The organism is Aeromonas sp. QDB23 (assembly GCF_027707745.1).
Taxonomy (GTDB): Bacteria; Pseudomonadota; Gammaproteobacteria; order Enterobacterales; family Aeromonadaceae; genus Aeromonas; species Aeromonas allosaccharophila.
In genome coordinates this window covers 1-17065 of record NZ_JAPCJA010000031.1, presented here as the reverse complement: position 1 = coordinate 17065, position 17065 = coordinate 1, and the positions used below count along the sequence as shown (strand labels likewise).

Here is a 17065-nt window from a genome sequence, read left to right as displayed (position 1 = left end):
CGATGAGAGGTCATCAAAGCGGCGCCAGCACGGCTATCAGCGCTTTTTCTGCATCGCTAAAGGCTGCGGAATCGGCGGGCTTGGCGCCCACCCCGAACACCCCAGGGTTACCGATGGCATCCAGCACCTTGGCCAGCGCCTGTTCGGCCGCCTTGCGATCCCCTTCACTGAGTGATGGGAGGATCAAGTCGAGGAAGCGCTTGCTCTTGACCACCAGCACCTTGGCGGTCTGGTAGTCGCCGAGGTTCTGGCTGGCCCCTTCGAGGCGGCGCTCGATCTCCGCCTTGTAGGCGCGGTTGAGCAGGGCGGCGGTGGCGGATGCATCTTGGGCCTTGATGGCGGCGGTCAGCGGCGCTTGCAGCTCCACCTTGTGGTGCTGTTCCAGATAGGTCAGCTCATCGGCAATCTCGCTCAAGGTGGCGCTGGCATCCTTGCCGTCAGTGGCGGCGGTCAGCAGTGCCTCGCGGGCGTCGATCAGTGGCTCCTTGCCGGCGGCGGCGTAGGAGTAAGCCTGCGCCTGACCGCTCAGGGTCAGCAGCAGGGTGAGGGCGAGTAAACCCGGGCGGATGGTCATCCTGTTCTCCTTTCTTAGCCAAGAGGCTATTCCAATGGCGCGGCCCTCAGGCCACGCTCTGGGTTTCGATCACGGTGTTTTCGTTGCGATGGTTAAAGATGGCGTGGCGTCTGTCCACCCCGTCGATCACCACATTCAGGGGCCATCAGGCCACACTCTGGGTTTCGATCACGGTGTTTTCGTTGCGATGATTGAAGATGGCGTGGCGTCTGTCTACCCCGTCGATCACCATGTCGGCGGCCATCATCCCCATCTCCATGGCGGTGTCGGTGAAGATGTAGCGGAATGTCCCCTGACGGCCGGTCATGATGAGGTTGGTGATCGGCATCAGCGCCTTGATCGCTTCGTTACGGCGCGCCTGATAGCCTAAATCCATCAGCGGATAGGCGTATTCGCTACGCGCTTCAAAAGTTTCATCGCCAAGCTTGGCGGTATCGACACCGAGGCTGGCGAGATCGGCGGTAACCCGACCGCGCAGATCAGAGAGCGGTGCTTGCCAGGTGGCATCCCCCGGATTGCAGGGGATCTCCAGCATCACCGAGGTCTGGCCCTGTGGCGCCATAAAGGGGCTGCGCCGGCGCGGCTCCTGCAAACGAGTGGCCAGGATATGGGGGTCGGAGAGGTACTGCCAGGTGTTGTCCGACAGGTTTTCCTGCTTGAGCGGCATATTGACGAAGCGAAGTGACCGGTAGTGCAGATCGCACGGCAAGTCCAGATGCTGGCAGGTGAGCGGCAGCGGCAGGGTGGAGATCACCAGATCAAAGTGCTCACTCTGCTCAACGTCATCTTGTTTCCAATACACCCGTTCGATGCGGCCATCAGCCTGCTCAAGGCGGGTGATGGTGGCGCCGGTCTTCAGCTCAACCCCTTCGGCCACCAGCCGCTCGCCCAAGGTGGTGAAGATCTGGCCAAAGCCATATTTGGGGTAGCGGTATTTGCGGGCATAGGTGCGCACCGAGAGGCTGCCGTTGCGCCTTGGCAGCAGGCGGCGCGCCACGTCTTTGAGATCGATCAGGCTGATGCGCTGACCGGCCCAGTCGGCGGAGAGCTTGTCCGGGTTGATGCCCCAGAGCTTGCCGGTGTAACCCTCGAAGAACTGGCGATAGAGGGTGCGGCCGAAGTGACTCTGGATCCACTCGGCAAAGCTCGCCTTGGCGAAGTCGGTGGGCTTCTTGCTAAAGGGCAACAGCAGTAAGTCCTTCACCGCACCGGCCATCAGGGTCAGCGGCGCTGTCTTGAGCAGGTTGGGCAGGTTCAAGGGGTAGTCATAGGTGCGCCCGCCAAAGCGGATGACGCTTTTGCGCTCGGCGTGGAGCAGATCGTCCCCCATCAGCTCGTCGATAAAGGCGAGCAGCTCGGGGTTTTTGGTGATAAAGCGGTGGCCGCCGTAGTCGAAGCGATACTCGCCATCGCGCCCCTTGAAGGTCTGGGTGGCGCACATGCCGCCGACCACCGGCTCCTGCTCGAACAGGGTGACCGTAAAACCGGCGCGGCGCAGGCGCCAGGCAGCCATCAAACCGGCGGGGCCTGCGCCCAGCACCGCAATGTGCTTCTTGTTGTTATCGCTCATGACCTATTCCGAAACTGCTTGATAGATAAGGGAAACGCGCCAAGGCGCGGCTCCCGAATAGTGTTGTTACCCCGTGGCCTTGTTGCCACAGGGCGTGCGTGCTCAGCCCTTGCCAGTTGCGGCGCTCACCTGCGGGCGATAGCTGCGCTGCCAGAGGGTAACGAAGATCGCCAGATAGAGGGCCCAGGTCAGCAACTGCAAGCCAGCGGGTGAGGCATTGTAGCCAAACAGGGCGCGCAGGAAGGTACCAAATACCCCCTGATCGTCGAGAATGTGGCTGATGTCGAACACCGGCGTGGTCCAGAAGGTGATGATATCTGCCGCCTGCAACATATTGACGGCAGATGACAACAAGCCTGCGGCGATGATGATGATCAGCAGCCCGGTCCAGCGGAAGAAGGGGGCCAGCGCCACCTTGCGGGTGGAGCGCAGCAGCCCCCACACCAGCGCGATGGAGACCAGCAGCCCCACCAGCGCGCCTATCAGGCCGGATTGCAGATCCACCCCTTGGCCCGAGTAGAGCAGAGCGGAGAAGAAGAGCACGGTTTCAAACCCTTCGCGCATCACCGCTAGGAAGGCGAGCAGCACCAGACCAAACAGGTTGCCGCCATCGATGGCTGCATCGATGCGCGCCGTCATGGCCCCCACCTGGGATTTGGCCTGTTTTTGCATCCAGATCGCCATATAGGTGAGCACCAACGTGGCGAAGATGAGGATCCCCGCCATCAAGAGGTGGTTGTAGCGCTCGCTCTCGAACTGGCTCACCACCACCTGGAACAGGAAGGCGACGACAAGGGAGGCGATAAGGCCGAGCCCCACCCCCAGATAGATGAACTTGTTGTAGCGGCTCGCCCCCAGCTTGGCGAGGTAGGAGAGGCAGATGCCGACCAGCAGGAAGGCTTCCAGCCCCTCGCGCAGGGTAATGAGAAAACTTGCAAACATCAGGATTGAGGCTCCGTTGCAGGCGTGACGGGGAGAGGCCGCAGGGTCAGTTGCAGCCGATTGAGTTGCACTATGGGTGGCTCCGGCAAGCTTGGCTCGGCGGCGCGCACCGCATCATTGACCCACTTGGGGTAGGTGCGGAAATTGAGTTTGATATCGGCCTTGAAGGGCCCTTGGGCATCTGCGGGCAGCGACCAGACTTCATCGCGCCAGCCATCGGCCGGAATGCGGGTATCTTCCAGCAGTTTGGCGTAGCGCCAGAACTTGAGCCCCACCGGCTTGCCCTCGGCATCGCCGAACACTTTTCTGAACAGTCGCGCATCTTCTGGGACGGCGCCATCCACCGGCTGGCCGCTGGCAAGCACCACCTTGCCACTGGCGTCAGTGATGGTCAGCTCCAGCCAGAGTTCACGAAAATCGGCCACCCCGGTGGGCAGGGCATGGCCCGCGCCGGTATTGGCGACCCGCACCACCAACCGCTGACTATCGGCAGCCTGTTCGATACGGGCCGAAAGGGTAGCGCTGGAGCGCAAGAGCGCCAGACTCTCTTGTTCAAGGTCGGGATTGCGCAGCCCCACCAGCTGGTGCTGGGCGCCGGTAAAGTTGTGGCGATAGAGCCGCGCCTTCATGGTGCCATTTTCGGTGGACTGGCCCGCCACCGGCGCGCCGCCATTGCCCGGCTCGGGGTTCATATGGCAGTCGATGCAGGTGCGCCGCTTGGCGGGATCCTTCGCATTCGCGAAGCTGGAGTTTTCCCACTCGTCCCAGGTGTTGACGATATTGGCGCCGGTGCCTGGGGCAAACTCGTTGTGGCACGATTTGCACAGGGCTGCGTCGCGGTAGAAATCCTTCTGGTAGGAGGCTTTATGGGCCGCCGGGCGGGCGTTGATCTGCCGCTCGGCCAGCCAGTGCTTGAGGCTGCCGCCCGCGGCATCCTCGAACACATAGCTCTCGCGGTCTTTCAAATTCACGGTAAAGGCACTGTTGCCGCCCGCATCTTCCACCTTGGTGATGCGATGGCAGAGCACACAGCCGGTCCCTTCCTCCACCACAGGTTCGCCCGCTTTGTGAGCGGCAATCAACGAGGCACCGCCCTGCTCGAACATGTGGGAGCCCTTGGGCAGATCCAGCTGGCCGGTCATCACCTGCTGGGGCATGTGGCAGCCCTGACACCACTGACCGAAGGCTTCGCCCTCAGTTTCGCGGGCCAGCGCCTGTACCACCTTGTAGTAGGGGTGGGAGTTGCCCATCAGCCGGTGGTTGCTCTCGCTCCAATCCTTGAACGCCTGTTGGTGGCAGTTCTGGCAGGAGGCGGAGTTGAGCCACGCCTTCGGGTGAGTGGTCGGCGCCTTGGCGGGATCCGTGCGCGGGGCATCGAGTCGCAGCCAGTTGGCGAGATAGGGGAGGTTGCCATCGGCGGTGACGAAGGCGTGCAGATCTTCCATCATTACCTTCACCTCGGGCTGAGGCTGGGCGGGGTCAACCACCTCGGCCCCATCGCGGGTGTCATGGCCCATGCCGCCCTGGGTTTGCTGGGTCATGCGCAGGTATTCGCCGACAAAATCCCCCGCCACCATGTTGGTGAGGTTGGCGTGGCCGTTGATGGCGTTGTCGCCGCTCTGCTGGCGATGGGCCGCCATCAGATAGCGGTTGGTGAAGTTGAACCCATCCAGATGGCAGGAGTTGCAGCTCATCCAGTTGTCCCCCGCCATAGGGAAGCGTGAGTTGGCCGCTGTGTTACCAAGGTTGAACAGCCGCTCGCCGCGCTGAAGCGGCTCGGGGCGGGGATCTGTCTCGACCAGCTTGGCGAAGTGGGGTACATCGACGGTGACGCGGGCAAACGGGCCGCTGCCGCCGCTATTGAGGCGGGTGAGATCCTGCCCCATGGCGTTGTGCACCAGAATGTGATCGCCGTCGATCAGCAGATCCCGCGGATTCTGGCCCGGCAGGTGGCGCAAGAGCTGGGTCGCTTTGGCGCCCCCCTGAAACTTCTTGCGGCGGTGGCGGTTGTTGTTGGACTTGCCGCTGCGCGACAGGTCAAACACCAGCATATCTTCCGAGCCCGCCAGGGTCAGATAGACCCGCTTGCCGTCGGCGGCGAAGCGGGCGGCAAACGGGTTGGAGACGATCTGGCTGCGGTTGCCGACGCTTGGCAGGTTGATCTGCAAAAAGAGCTGTTTTCTTTCATCGACCCGCTCTTTCTCCTCATCGAGATCGATGATGGAGACGGCCGGAAAGACGGTGCTTTGAAACTGGAAGGGGTGGCTGAAGCTCCACAGCACATGAGGCAGCCAGGCCTCGCTGCCATCGGGAGAGAGGGCGATGCCGTCCAGCAGGCGCGGCAAGCCCTGCGAGTCGCTCGGCGTGTCGCTATGGGTCTCGGCCAGGGTAATGAGCTTGGGTTTGGGAAGCGAAGATCCCTTGGCGCCGTGGCCAAGCTTGGCGAGATCATAGATGGCGAGCTGGCCGGTCATGGAGTGGGTGAGCAGCAGGCGATCGTTGTCGGTCAGGGCCAGCCCGCGGGGAGTCTCGGCGGTTTCTGCATCCAGCTGGAGGTTGCCCGCGGTGTCGTAGGCCTGCAGGCGAGCGGATTCGAACAGCGTGACCCAGAACCACTGCCGTTTGGCATCGAAGATGACCCCATAGGGTCTATGGCCGGTGGGGATCGCCTTTTCCAGATCGAGGTCATCATCCAGCAGCAACAGGCGATCACCGCTGTAGTCGGTGACCAGCAGGGTACCGTCATCGGCGCGGGCCAGCTGGCGCAGATCGCCTCCCAGCTGCACCTCTTTGAGCCGCTTGCCGCTATCGCGCTCAAGCAGGGTGACTGAACCTGCGCTCAGGTTGGCGGTGACGAAGCGCGGGCTTTGCCCCTCCTCATAGGCAAGCATCCCTGCGCCCATCTGTTGGGCCAACGCAAAGGGGCTGGCCAGCAGCAGGACGAGGGCCAGCAGGGGTGACAAATATGCAGAAAACGATGACTTCAACATGGGATCAGGTGCGCCATTTCAAGATGGTCCAGCGCCAGGCGTGGTGCAGCACCAGAGGAGTTAACGCCAACGCGCTCAACCAGTGGGCCCAGCTGGCGAGGTTGCCCATGGCATCGCCCGGAGTGCCGTGCAGCACCAGCAGCAGGCCGCTGGCCAGACAGACCAACAGCAGGGCTTCGATAATCCGTCCCGTGGTGCGCAAAAAAGGTTTGTTGCTGCGGTGCAACAAGCTGCGATGGGAGAGCCAGAAGGCGCCAAACAGCAGGGGAAACAGGGTGAGCGAGAGCATCACATGCAAGAACAGATTCCAGCGTGCCAGCGACCAGAGCGGGGTCAGCGGTTCCCACAGCAGCAAGCCGGAGAAGAACATCAGATAGAGGGTGCCCTCGGCGGCCTGATGGTGGTAGGCCAGCCACTGCCAGAATTGTCGGGGTGAGAGAGAAAGGCTTGTCATAAAGGCTCCAGCACCCGGGCGGGGCAGCCCGGGGGGAGCAAGTTTATAACGCAGTAAGAGTAATGAAAAGTGTTATCAATTGTATTGCTGGTGAATCAAGGCTGAACAAGCACAGTGATCAAGCTCGACTATTTATGCTCCGCCATCCGCTCGGTCACCGCATAGATGAGCGCGGCCAGCGAGAAGGCGAGAAACACCACCACGGACCACTTCATATCTACTTCGTTAATGATGCCATCTTCGAGAAATGCCTTGAGCACTTCCACCCCGGCGATGGTGACCAGCGAGTTGATGACGATGAGCTTGAGGGAGGCAAAGTTGATCTTGCTGAGCCAGTTGTCGCCGATGGCCTCGCGCTGCTCCTGGGTCTGGATAAATTGCACATAGCCGCAGACTGCCACCAGGATCAGCATCTGGGCCACCAGCACGAAGTCCACCAGGGTCAGCACGCCGGTGATGAGGTCCATGTAGGGGATCTCGATGATGTTGATGCAGAGCAGATAGAGCTGCATGGCAAACTTCACCATCAACAGGGCCACGCACACCAGAATGCAGACGTAGAAGGGGAACATCATCAATCGGCTGCCATTGAGCATGAAATTGAATCGACGCATGAGAACTCCGATGTTGGGAACAGGGGTAAATAGAGTGAGTATGACGCGAGCAGCCCGCAGAGTTGCATGCCTGTCGGGACTCATTATGCCGGGTCGCCCCCTGCTTGCACCTATAAAAAATAAAAAGCCATCATAAAAAATAAAACCGCATCCCGCTGTCTTATTTGTGATTTTTCCCTGTCGTAACATGCCGCTTCTCGATACAGGGGGGCGACTGCCTCCCTCCTATTTATCAGGCTCGGCCCACTCTTGTGGCCGCTTGCCAGGAGTGTTGCGATGCGTATTGGTCTGCTATTGGGTATGGGTGTACTGGTTGCAAGCGGGGTTCAGGCGCAAGATCTGGGAGCCATTCCCGGGGAATCTGGCTTTTCCGGCAGTGTGCTGGCGGGGGCCAGCGTTGGCGAGACCAGGTCCAATTTTGCCACGGGGAGTGCAGGTCGCGAGCGGATAGACGCGCAGGGGGCGGCGGTAAAGCAGCACAATGTTGCACCGGCGATCAACGGGGATCTGCGCTACACCTTTGCCTCCACCGGCAGCCAGCTGTTTCTTGGCAACCTCATTCAGGATGCCATTCGCGGCGACGGCACCCAGCAGTTCGGGCTGCGCCAGCAGCTGGGCAACAAGGGGATCGTGGCCGGTTCGCTGGTGTTCAATGCCACGCCGGTCAAGGTGTGGCGCGATCCCTTTGCGGTGGGGGTGGCTCGTCAGGAGAGCGAGGTGCGCTCCCACGGTGCCCGTCTGGCGTGGGACAACATCTGGGGCAGCGCGCTCAGTGGCAGCGTCACCAGCCGCGACGTCAGGGTGGATGAGGAGTCCAGTGGCGAGCAATATGGCCGTGCGGTGATGGGGATGCTGGATCGCAATGGCCGGGTCAACACCGCCGAACTCTCCTACCAGTTCCGGCTGGCGGACGATCAGTTCCTCGAGCCAGCATTGCGCTACCAGAAGGCGGATCTGGCGGGCAGTGCCGAGTCTTATGTGAGCAAGGGGTTGCAGCTCACTTACGCCAAAACCTCGCCCCGCTGGTCATTTGTCAGCAACCTCTATCTGGGCAAGCGCGACTATGACGAAGCCAACCCGCTGTTTGGCCAGCGTGCCGACAGCCGCGACATGGCCATCGATGCCACCCTCTTCTGGCACCAGCTGTTTGGCATCGCGCCGCTCTCTGCACTCCTGAGCGCCAGCTACGCCAATGCAGACTCCGGGATCGACTTTTACGACATTCGCTCCACCAGCATGACCACGGGTCTGCTCTACCGCTTCTGATCCCGGCATCCGGCAGCGAGCTGAGGTGCACACACAGGGGCTGGTCAATCCAGCCCCTTGTTGATGGGATGGCGCGCAATTGGCATGTCAAACAGTGTGCTGGTTGGTCATCACATGCCGACAAGAGACGTTATGACAAAGGGCGTTTGAGAGCAGAGCGAGGCAGGGACGTAAGCGAACAGCAGATACGAAAAAGCCCAGCCAAAAGGCTGGGCTTTAGAATGTGGCTCCCTCGACAGGACTTGAACCTGTGACATACGGATTAACAGTCCGCCGTTCTACCGACTGAACTACGAGGGAATTGGCTCCTCCTACTGGACTTGAACCAGTGACATACGGATTAACAGTCCGCCGTTCTACCGACTGAACTAAGGAGGAATTGCCTGTCTCGTTAAGACGGGGCGAATATTAATGACCAGGGAGACGGGTGTCAACCCGCGAACTCCCCGAAAACTGGATTTTCGGACTGTTTGCCCAAAAGTTGCGCTTTGCAGTTTATTTTCAGCACAATCAGTCCCTTGCCATTACCTTTGGCAACCGGTGCAGGGTGGATTTATTCGGTTCGCATCAACCTGATGATGCCAGCATGATGTCGCGAACGTGCTGGCAATCCGGTGAGGCTCAAATGGTAATCTTTGCGGCTAAAAGAGGGAGAGCAGGAGTCAAGATCGGCGATTTGGCGGCAAATAGGCCAAATAATGGGTCAGAGTGCTTTTCATTGATCCTGCCCATCGAAAAAATGGCCAGTCTGGAGTAAGGTTGCGCAGGATACCATCGCCGCGTCGACAGCCCTGCCGGCCCTTGATGATGATCGGGCGCCGGATCTCTCCGGCCTTTATCTCCCTCTTCTGGTATTACGATATACATGCACAAGCAAGCCTCTTTAAATAGCGTGAAGCTCGCCATCGCCTTACGCCAGTCCTGTATTGATGAACCCTACAGCATGGCCCGCTTCGGCCGTGATCTTATCGCCGGGGTGACGGTGGGCATCATCGCCATCCCGCTCGCCATGGCGCTGGCCATCGCCAGCGGTGTGCCGCCGCAACACGGTCTCTATACCGCCATCATCGCCGGTATTGTGATCGCCGTGACCGGTGGCTCCCGTTACTCCATCTCCGGCCCGACCGCTGCCTTTGTGGTGATCCTCTATCCGGTCGCCCAGCAGTTCGGGGTCGGTGGCCTGTTGATGGCGACCCTTATCTCCGGCCTCTTTCTGGTGGCGATGGGGATGGCCCGTCTTGGCCGCCTCATCGAGTACATTCCGCCGTCAGTGACGCTGGGCTTTACCGGTGGTATCGCCATCGTGATCGCCACCTTGCAGATCAAGGACTTCTTTGGTCTGAGCGTGCCCGAGATGCCGGAAACCTATCTGGGCAAGGTCGAGGCCCTGGCCGCCGCCCTGCCAAGCTGGCAGTGGGGCGATACCCTGGTGGGGGTCGCAACGCTGGCCGTGCTGCTGCTCTGGCCGCGCCTGCGTCTGCCAGTGCCTGGCCACCTGCCCGCCGTGCTGGTCGGGGTGGGCCTGGGTTTTGGCCTCCATTACTTCGGGGTCGATGTGGCCACCATCGGCAGCAAGTTCAGCTATACCCTGGCCGATGGCAGCCAGGGGATGGGGATCCCGCCCATCGCGCCGACCCTGGTGATGCCATGGGCCTTGCCAGGACCGGATGGCGCCCCTGTGGCGTGGGATCTGGCCGCCCTTGAGTGGCTGCTGCCTGCCGCCTTCTCCATGGCGATGCTGGGGGCGATCGAGTCGCTGCTCTGCGCCGTGGTGCTTGATGGCATGACCGGTCGCAAACACAGCTCCAACGCCGAGCTGGTGGGGCAGGGGCTTGGCAACATCTTCGCCCCCTTCTTTGGCGGCATTACCGCCACCGCCGCCATCGCTCGCTCTGCCGCCAACGTCCGCGCCGGGGCGACGTCCCCCATCTCGGGGGTCGTCCATGCGCTGGTGGTGCTGGCCGCCATTCTGGTGCTGGCCCCCTGGCTCTCCTGGTTGCCGCTTTCGGCCATGGCTGCCTTGTTGCTCATCGTGGCCTGGAACATGAGTGAAGCGCACAAGGTGGTGGAGCTGATCCGTCGCGCCCCCAAATCCGATGTGCTGGTGCTGCTGGTCTGCCTGTCGCTCACCGTCATTTTCGACATGGTCATCGCTATCACCTTCGGGGTAATCCTGGCGTCCCTGCTCTTTATGCGCGAAATCGCCAAGATGACCAAACTGCACGATTTGGCCGAGCATAAGCGCTATGCCCATGAGGTGCCGGACAACGGTCTGCTTTACAAGATCAACGGCCCGCTCTTCTTTGCAGCGGCCGAACGGGTCTTTGCCGAGCTGGAAGCGCAAGTCAAAGGGCACAAGGTGCTGGTGTTGCAGATGGAGGCGGTCTCCATCCTCGATGCGGGCGGCCTGTCTGCCTTCCTCCACTTTGGCAAGCAGATGGCCAAAGCCGGTGTCGAGTTGCGGGTGGCCGAATTGCAGTTCCAGCCGCTCAAGACCCTGGCCCGCGCCAAGGTGCGGCCGCAGCCCGGCAAGCTGGAGTTTTACGGCTCGCTGGAAGAAGCGCTCAAAGGTGAACATTTGCACGAAGTGGCGGTAAATTGATTGAAAGGGATACGAAACGGCATATTTTTGGTCACTTGGCTCGGTTATTGAGCAAACGAACGCAAAAAGTAAAAAATTGCATTGACCAAAAGCCATCGTATCCCTTACATTACGCCCCGTCGCCGCGGCATGGCCCGCCAGCGAATGTGCAGCTCAAGTACATAAAGCAGTGAGCAAAAATTTGGTGAGGTGTCCGAGTGGCTGAAGGAGCACGCCTGGAAAGTGTGTATACGGCAACGTATCGAGGGTTCGAATCCCTCCCTCACCGCCAAATATAACCCGTTGAATTTCAACGGGTTTTTTCATTTCTAGACTTACGTGATTTTTTTCCTGGATCAACTAGGTGGAACAATCATGTATCTGAGTAAAAATGCCTCCGGCACCTACTACACTCGTCTCCCGCTGCCTAAGTCACTACGTGACCGTGGCTTGCCCTTCGCTATCCGTACTTCCCTTTGCACCAAAGATCGCCGAGTCGCCGTAGATAGAAATCTGGCTGTGGCAGCTCGCACTCGCGCACTGATCGCGGCTACCCCTGCTGATACTTCCCCTCGCAGTTTCTATCGCTGGATCCGCGCCGATCTTGACGCTTTCAAGGCTGCGGGGTTCATCCTGCCGCCTCAAACACCTTCCACACCTTGTGAACCTTCTGTTGATGCCCCAGCTTGCCCCAGCAGTGGGATCACGCTCACCCACGCATTGGCGAGATTCATCGAGACTAAAACCAGTGAGGGGATCCAGCATAGGTCGGTGGGCCAGCTCCAACTTCGGATCAACGCCTTCGTCACCTGGGCCAAAGGGGTTAAAGTCGATGAGGTGACGCCCGCTCTGGCGCAGGAGTACCGCAACAGCTTGCTGCGCAAGACCAACCTCAGTTTCAAAACCAAAGGAGATTACCTCGCCGCCCTGAAACAGTTCTTCCGTTGGTGCGTGGCGCTGGACTATTGCAGCCGTAACCCTTTTGATGGGTTGACGGCAGGCAAGAAGCCGCACAAACGGGCGGATGAGGAGCGAGTGCGCTGGCATCGCCCTCAACTGGCTCAGCTGTTTGCCAGCCTGCGCAGCAAACAATCCCAGAAAGGCAAAAAATTGAGGATCCAAGACTGGTGGGTGCCCCTGCTGTGCCTGTATGCCGGGCTGCGACCCTCCGAGGCTTGCCAGCTCAAAACTCAGAACATCAAACAGGTTGAGGGGATTTGGTGTCTGATGGTCGATGCGGGAGAGGTGGATCAGCAGCTCAAAACCGTCAATGCTTACCGTACCGTTCCACTACACAGTACGTTGATCGGACATCAATTCCTGGACTATGTGGAGAGTCGTCGCAGTCAAGGGAAGGTATTTTTGTTCGATGACCAACCATCAGGCAAAGACGACGACTGGGCGCATAACATCACCTGTCGCTTCCAACGCCACCTCAATGATGCTGGCATCGTAGGTCAGGGCCGCCCCACCATTTACGGGATGAGACACACGTTTATCGATGAGCTGCAACAGGCGGACGTTGCTGAGCATATTGTGGCTGAGTTGGCGGGACATAGTAAAAAGGGGCTCACGTTTGGCCGTTATGGTAAACGGGTAAGCGTCTCTCTTTTGAAAGAAAAGATAGAGTTGATTCCCAGAGACTTAGTGTAAGCGTCAATCCAGTACCGTCTGGTGAACTTTTGCTGTAGTGCTCATAGACGTATAAGCCCCAAACTCAATGCTCACTTATCTGATAGGTGGGAGCAGTCGCGCTCTACAACAGGGAAATTCAACCAGAAATCGTGCCCTGTGTGGCTCAGATGCTGTGGCGGAACGATATTATTTAAAAAACCAAATAATTTTCTTGACTTGCAATTTCGTTTGTGCATCAAAAATCTGTTGACTTATTTTTTTAATGCTCATAACCTATGCGCAAATCAACTGGATTAGAGCCGATGAACAATGATAAAAACTCACAGGCCAAAGATTTAAATAAGACTCTTGGACTGGCAATAAATGAAAATCTGAAATTCAAAGAAGCCCGCTATGCTGAATCAACCATTGGACCATATCGCCGCAAGAGTAAGCAGCTTGTAACTTGGTTCGGTAAGAAAAAGTTGATCGACTTTAGCTCTACAGACATAGAGATGATGGTCGTAAAACTTTTAAAGAAATATAATGGCTGTACAGTTAATCACTACCTGGAAATTCTGCGCAGTGTATTTGTTAGGGCGAAACTCGACGGTTTAATTCCATCTAATCCGATGGAAAACATAAAGAAATGTAAATTTACCAGAAAGAAGCCGAAACCATTCTTGCAGTCTGAGATTGCACTTTTGCTACAACAGAATAAGCAGGAAAACTATCAAATTGAAACTGCATTGATACAGGTAGGGATAGCAACTGGTTTACGAATTAGTGAACTGCTCGCCTTAAGTGCTGAAGTGGTTGACCTCGAAAAAAAGATGCTGACCATAGATCTGGCTTTGGTAAATGGTGTGTATAAAACCCCTAAAAATGAGGGGTCTAGACGAACAATAGAATTGACAGCGCAGGCAATAGAACCGCTAACTCTGCTGCTAGAACAAGCCAAGAATAGAAAGGCAAAAAATATAAAAGTCACGCAGAATGATAATCGAACTAAATTAATCGAATCTCGGACATTGTTAGCCTATTTTTGTGCAAAGCGGCGTCCTTACGCCTCAGTTGATGAATACAGAGAAAAATTCTTTAAACCGTACTGTATCTCTCTTGGCGTTGATTATCGCGGGCCGTCGCAATTCCGTCATACATTTGCCAGTCAACTATTGTCTGCCGGAATAAATGTACCATGGATTGCACGGCAGATGGGGCATGCTGGTACTGAAATGATTCAGCGCTGTTATGGCCAATGGTTAGTCGAGGATGCAGTCGATTTTGGAGCCCAGGCAGGAGCGGTTTTGCAACGGTGCTTACATTCGAATGCTGTAGATACGGTAGAGCAGTCTGCTGCGCCATCTGCCACATTGTACAGAAATTGGAATGAGTTGATGACCATGCCAGAGATGCAATCGATAATACCATTAATCGAAATGCTCCTTAAAAAGAAGTGAATTACGATAGCATAAATTAAAGAGAGTTATCGGGTTAATATGATCTAGGTGTGTACGGTATCGTTGCAGCTAAAAACTATCGTTGACGCTACTATCTAATCAGGCAGTTTATTGCTTTTAATAAAAAGAGCAAGGTCACTCCTACACCGTACAAATTGCGTTCCGCAATGTACGGTGTACGGAGCCTTGCCATGGCTGTCGCCCTGGACCTACCTGGGCTGCCGCCCAGACCCGCTAAATAAATATATAAATTAGAGCTGTTCAGCAGCCAGGAGACAATACGTGGGAAAAGAAAATAAAAAATTAAGGAATAGCAAAAATAACACTTTACGTGAGGAGCTTACAAGAGATCCTGATCTCATGCTGCTCATTGAAAGGGCCGTTATCAGGTGCATCAATGACGATGTCGCTGTCACTATTAACGGTATAGCTAGAGATGTAAATATGGATACAGACATCGTTCGACAAATGCTGCCGAGTTTTACAGAGATCCGTGATCATCGAATCGAGCTACGCTGCACATATGAGGAAAAACGTCGTTGGGAGAAAAAGGCTAAAAATGCAAGCATCACTGTATCGAGGTTAGCATCTCAATCTCTCACAAAATTGAAAATCGTCATTTCTCCAGCAGAAACATTACGCGACACAATAAATAATCTTATTGCGCAACAGACCGGGTTTTATAACAATTTCAATCAGCTGGTAAAATGGTGTAACTCCCATAAGGGCGATGTAAATCTACTTTTTATTTTATACGAACTCAGGGAACTAGAAAAACAACATAAAGAGCAGGTTGATAAAATCAACGAGATGTTATCACCACAATTAACACAGCCATCTCGGGTTATACGCCATGATAAAAGCGATACTGCGACCCCAGACACTACATGGTCACACTCAGGTGAGGATGACGAGGATGCAGTGGAGGTAAATCCAGCATTAATCGAGAGTGAGTATGAGGAGCATGAGCTATGGCGGTGATTAGATTTTTTGCAACCAATGGGCATCGCCAGACTAAATCCAGCGCCCCAATAGATTACCTACTGGGTATCTACAGCGCTCTGACTCCGCAACAAAAAAATGAGCGTAGTACAATCACTGATGCGATTAGGGTTGCTCGTGATAAAAATGACGCTCCATTGGTTCATCGGTTGAACCAACAACTGAGACTGATCCATGGTGTAAGGCGGACACCACCACCTGAGCTGTTGGCTGGAAATCCACGAGACATCGCTTATGCAATCGAGATATCGCCACATAAATATAAATACACCAGCGGTGTCATTGCACATGCAATTGAGGACAACCAGACGCTGAGCTCCAATCCTGATATTGCCCAGGAATTTCGTGCATTGATGGAGGAGCTGGTTTTTGCGGGATTACCCATAGAGGACAGGATGATCTTGTGGGTACAACATACGCATGAACAAAATCTGGAGAATCATTTCTTAATCCCACGGATTAATCTTCGCACTGGAAAATATTTCAACCCTCACCCACCAGGTGCGGAAGGAGATTTTAATGCGATCCGTGATTACCTCAACTTGAAACATAACCTCGCACGTCCAGATGATCCGCAACGCCAGAGGCTGACAGGAACAATACCACGGTACAGTAAAAATGCGGACTTGATTGCAGCGTTATCTGATGCGGTGCAGTTACGGGTAACTCAGGGTCAGTTATGTAACCGACAGGCTGTGATTGATTGGCTGGAGCAACCTCAGACTCGACAAATGTATGGTATTAGCGAAGTCGAGGCTAAAAAGGATTACATACGGATTGTGCCAGAGGGAAAGATCAAGGCTTTTCGGCTGAAAGGACCTTTATTTAGCCGTGCGTTTACCAGTATTGATGCGGTGAGACCGACGTTGACGATAACAACACCTCCACAACCGTCGTTGGATGCACTCTGGCAGCAGATTGAGGAGCGGATAGCCAAACGCCGGGCCTTCAATCAGAGCCGCTATAACGTCACTGAGACGCTGCACCCAATGCCCTCTCCGAGGCCTGTGAGACGACCGACAGGTATGGCCGCAGTGATAACCCAGAGACATCGCAAACAGCCAACAAATGCTCTTTTTTGGCAACAGCAGATGCAGCTATATGCAGGTTACACACTGACCCCAATTAACCCTGAGGGAACCCTAACAGTAGACACCGAAAAGGCATTAATTCAACTGCTGATGAAAATTTTGAGCGCTATTTTAGCATTACTAGGAGTGAATCATGAATTTAGAGAAACAATTATTAGAGTTGCTCAGTTTTATCAACACCGAGCAGATGAGCTCGATAGCAACACTCAGGGAGCAGGTTCAATCGCAGCATGTCACACAGCAGCAGATAATGAACGACCATCAGGTCTTGCTGACCATGGTGCAGCATTTGAACACGCATACCAGCGACAGCAACGTCTCTGCCGAGAACTCCATTCATCAGATGAGCGTTTCGCTCGAACAGTTGCAGGAGCAGGTTCAGACCTTGAGCGGCTCCGTAGAGAGTACGCAGAGGTCGGTGAGATTGCTACTCGAGGTCTTAGAATCATAATGGATAACCCTATATTAGCAGCCAAAAAAATTGCACGTTTCAGGATGAGGCCTGGAGAGTATGCATTAAAATCTCAGCACGAGCACTCTGGCCAGAGGACTGCACGTCATGAAATGGATTCAGATCTTTCTTTGTAAAATATTCTGAATGGCGTTTGTTTTTTATATTTGCGGAACATCATCAATACAAGATTACTTGCAATGTTTATCTTTATAAATAGCAATAATTAATATCTACCATTGATTTATAAAAACAACAAATAATAATAACTTTTTTTGGGAGGAGTATGTATGCTCCAGAATAGAATGTTAGCTTGGGGGGTTAGTGAGGGGCGGATTGCCAGTGAGCAAAAACCGATTTGGTTGTTGGACGAACTGATTGGCTAATAACATCATGTCGATCAGCCAATAACATCATGCCGATCACCATTTTTCTACCCGCAGGAACTGCGTCTTT

At 55.7% G+C, this 17065-nt stretch carries 13 protein-coding genes and 3 tRNA genes; 8 read left to right on the top strand and 8 right to left on the bottom strand.

What is annotated here, in order from left to right; translation table 11 throughout:
• Positions 1-13: 13 nt before the first annotated feature.
• The 6 genes from PG888_RS13870 to PG888_RS13845 all read right to left on the bottom strand — a co-directional run bounded on the left by PG888_RS13870 (position 14) and on the right by PG888_RS13845 (position 7144).
• On the bottom strand, positions 14-574 hold the full coding sequence (locus tag PG888_RS13870) for a hypothetical protein (RefSeq protein WP_139709267.1): 561 nt from the start codon (positions 572-574) through the stop codon (positions 14-16).
• Positions 575-719: 145 nt separating this feature from the next.
• On the bottom strand, positions 720-2144 hold the full coding sequence (locus PG888_RS13865; protein ID WP_270693596.1) for an NAD(P)/FAD-dependent oxidoreductase: 1425 nt from the start codon (positions 2142-2144) through the stop codon (positions 720-722).
• Positions 2145-2246: 102 nt separating this feature from the next.
• Positions 2247-3086, bottom strand: a complete 840-nt coding sequence (locus PG888_RS13860; protein WP_270693594.1) for an FTR1 family iron permease — start codon at positions 3084-3086, stop codon at positions 2247-2249.
• On the bottom strand, positions 3086-6076 hold the full coding sequence (locus tag PG888_RS13855) for a YncE family protein (RefSeq protein WP_270693593.1): 2991 nt from the start codon (positions 6074-6076) through the stop codon (positions 3086-3088). The genes PG888_RS13860 and PG888_RS13855 overlap by 1 nt, the downstream gene beginning before the upstream one ends.
• Before the next feature lie 4 nt (positions 6077-6080).
• Positions 6081-6530 carry a hypothetical protein gene (locus PG888_RS13850; protein ID WP_270693592.1) on the bottom strand — a complete coding sequence of 150 codons (450 nt, stop codon included), beginning with the start codon at positions 6528-6530 and terminating at the stop codon, positions 6081-6083.
• 128 nt (positions 6531-6658) lie between these two features.
• Complete coding sequence (locus tag PG888_RS13845) at positions 6659-7144, bottom strand: YqhA family protein (protein ID WP_270693590.1); 486 nt, start codon at positions 7142-7144, stop codon at positions 6659-6661.
• Between the two features lie 276 nt (positions 7145-7420).
• Between PG888_RS13845 and PG888_RS13840 the strand changes: the two genes are divergently transcribed.
• On the top strand, positions 7421-8410 hold the full coding sequence (locus PG888_RS13840; protein WP_270693589.1) for a DUF2860 family protein: 990 nt from the start codon (positions 7421-7423) through the stop codon (positions 8408-8410).
• A 224-nt stretch (positions 8411-8634) separates the two neighbouring features.
• On the opposite strand, the gene PG888_RS13835 is transcribed toward PG888_RS13840, so the two are convergent.
• Together PG888_RS13835 and PG888_RS13830 are read right to left on the bottom strand one after the other, a co-directional pair.
• Positions 8635-8710: transfer RNA gene (locus tag PG888_RS13835), tRNA-Asn, on the bottom strand.
• A 2-nt stretch (positions 8711-8712) separates the two neighbouring features.
• Positions 8713-8788, bottom strand: a tRNA-Asn gene (locus PG888_RS13830).
• Between the two features lie 49 nt (positions 8789-8837).
• Between PG888_RS13830 and PG888_RS13825 the strand changes: the two genes are divergently transcribed.
• The 7 genes from PG888_RS13825 (at position 8838) to PG888_RS13795 (ending at position 16746) form a co-directional block, all read left to right on the top strand.
• Positions 8838-9167 (top strand): hypothetical protein, encoded by a 330-nt coding sequence (locus PG888_RS13825; protein ID WP_182937651.1) that lies wholly within the window; start codon positions 8838-8840, stop codon positions 9165-9167.
• 108 nt (positions 9168-9275) lie between these two features.
• The gene (gene dauA, locus PG888_RS13820; RefSeq protein WP_270693588.1) at positions 9276-11012 is read left to right on the top strand and encodes a C4-dicarboxylic acid transporter DauA; all 1737 of its coding nucleotides are present in this window, start codon (positions 9276-9278) and stop codon (positions 11010-11012) included.
• Between the two features lie 183 nt (positions 11013-11195).
• Positions 11196-11283, top strand: a tRNA-Ser gene (locus PG888_RS13815).
• 83 nt (positions 11284-11366) lie between these two features.
• On the top strand, positions 11367-12644 hold the full coding sequence (locus PG888_RS13810) for a site-specific integrase (RefSeq protein ID WP_270693586.1): 1278 nt from the start codon (positions 11367-11369) through the stop codon (positions 12642-12644).
• A gap of 284 nt (positions 12645-12928) precedes the next feature.
• The gene (locus tag PG888_RS13805) at positions 12929-14065 is read left to right on the top strand and encodes a tyrosine-type recombinase/integrase (protein WP_042877944.1); all 1137 of its coding nucleotides are present in this window, start codon (positions 12929-12931) and stop codon (positions 14063-14065) included.
• A gap of 282 nt (positions 14066-14347) precedes the next feature.
• On the top strand, positions 14348-15046 hold the full coding sequence (locus PG888_RS13800; RefSeq protein WP_270693585.1) for a plasmid mobilization protein: 699 nt from the start codon (positions 14348-14350) through the stop codon (positions 15044-15046).
• On the top strand, positions 15037-16746 hold the full coding sequence (locus PG888_RS13795; protein ID WP_005346572.1) for a relaxase/mobilization nuclease domain-containing protein: 1710 nt from the start codon (positions 15037-15039) through the stop codon (positions 16744-16746). The genes PG888_RS13800 and PG888_RS13795 overlap by 10 nt, the downstream gene beginning before the upstream one ends.
• Positions 16747-17065: the final 319 nt, after the last annotated feature.

What these genes read in the sequence shown, in the direction of transcription:
- PG888_RS13870 (WP_139709267.1), bottom strand. Translation starts at nt 574, where the DNA reads ATGACCATCCGCCCGGGTTTACTCGCCCTCACCCTGCTGCTGACCCTG.
- PG888_RS13865 (WP_270693596.1), bottom strand. Translation starts at nt 2,144, where the DNA reads ATGAGCGATAACAACAAGAAGCACATTGCGGTGCTGGGCGCAGGCCCC.
- PG888_RS13860 (WP_270693594.1), bottom strand. Translation starts at nt 3,086, where the DNA reads ATGTTTGCAAGTTTTCTCATTACCCTGCGCGAGGGGCTGGAAGCCTTC.
- PG888_RS13855 (WP_270693593.1), bottom strand. Translation starts at nt 6,076, where the DNA reads ATGTTGAAGTCATCGTTTTCTGCATATTTGTCACCCCTGCTGGCCCTC.
- PG888_RS13850 (WP_270693592.1), bottom strand. Translation starts at nt 6,530, where the DNA reads ATGACAAGCCTTTCTCTCTCACCCCGACAATTCTGGCAGTGGCTGGCC.
- PG888_RS13845 (WP_270693590.1), bottom strand. Translation starts at nt 7,144, where the DNA reads ATGCGTCGATTCAATTTCATGCTCAATGGCAGCCGATTGATGATGTTC.
- PG888_RS13840 (WP_270693589.1), top strand. Translation starts at nt 7,421, where the DNA reads ATGCGTATTGGTCTGCTATTGGGTATGGGTGTACTGGTTGCAAGCGGG.
- dauA (WP_270693588.1), top strand. Translation starts at nt 9,276, where the DNA reads ATGCACAAGCAAGCCTCTTTAAATAGCGTGAAGCTCGCCATCGCCTTA.
- PG888_RS13810 (WP_270693586.1), top strand. Translation starts at nt 11,367, where the DNA reads ATGTATCTGAGTAAAAATGCCTCCGGCACCTACTACACTCGTCTCCCG.
- PG888_RS13805 (WP_042877944.1), top strand. Translation starts at nt 12,929, where the DNA reads ATGAACAATGATAAAAACTCACAGGCCAAAGATTTAAATAAGACTCTT.
- PG888_RS13795 (WP_005346572.1), top strand. Translation starts at nt 15,037, where the DNA reads ATGGCGGTGATTAGATTTTTTGCAACCAATGGGCATCGCCAGACTAAA.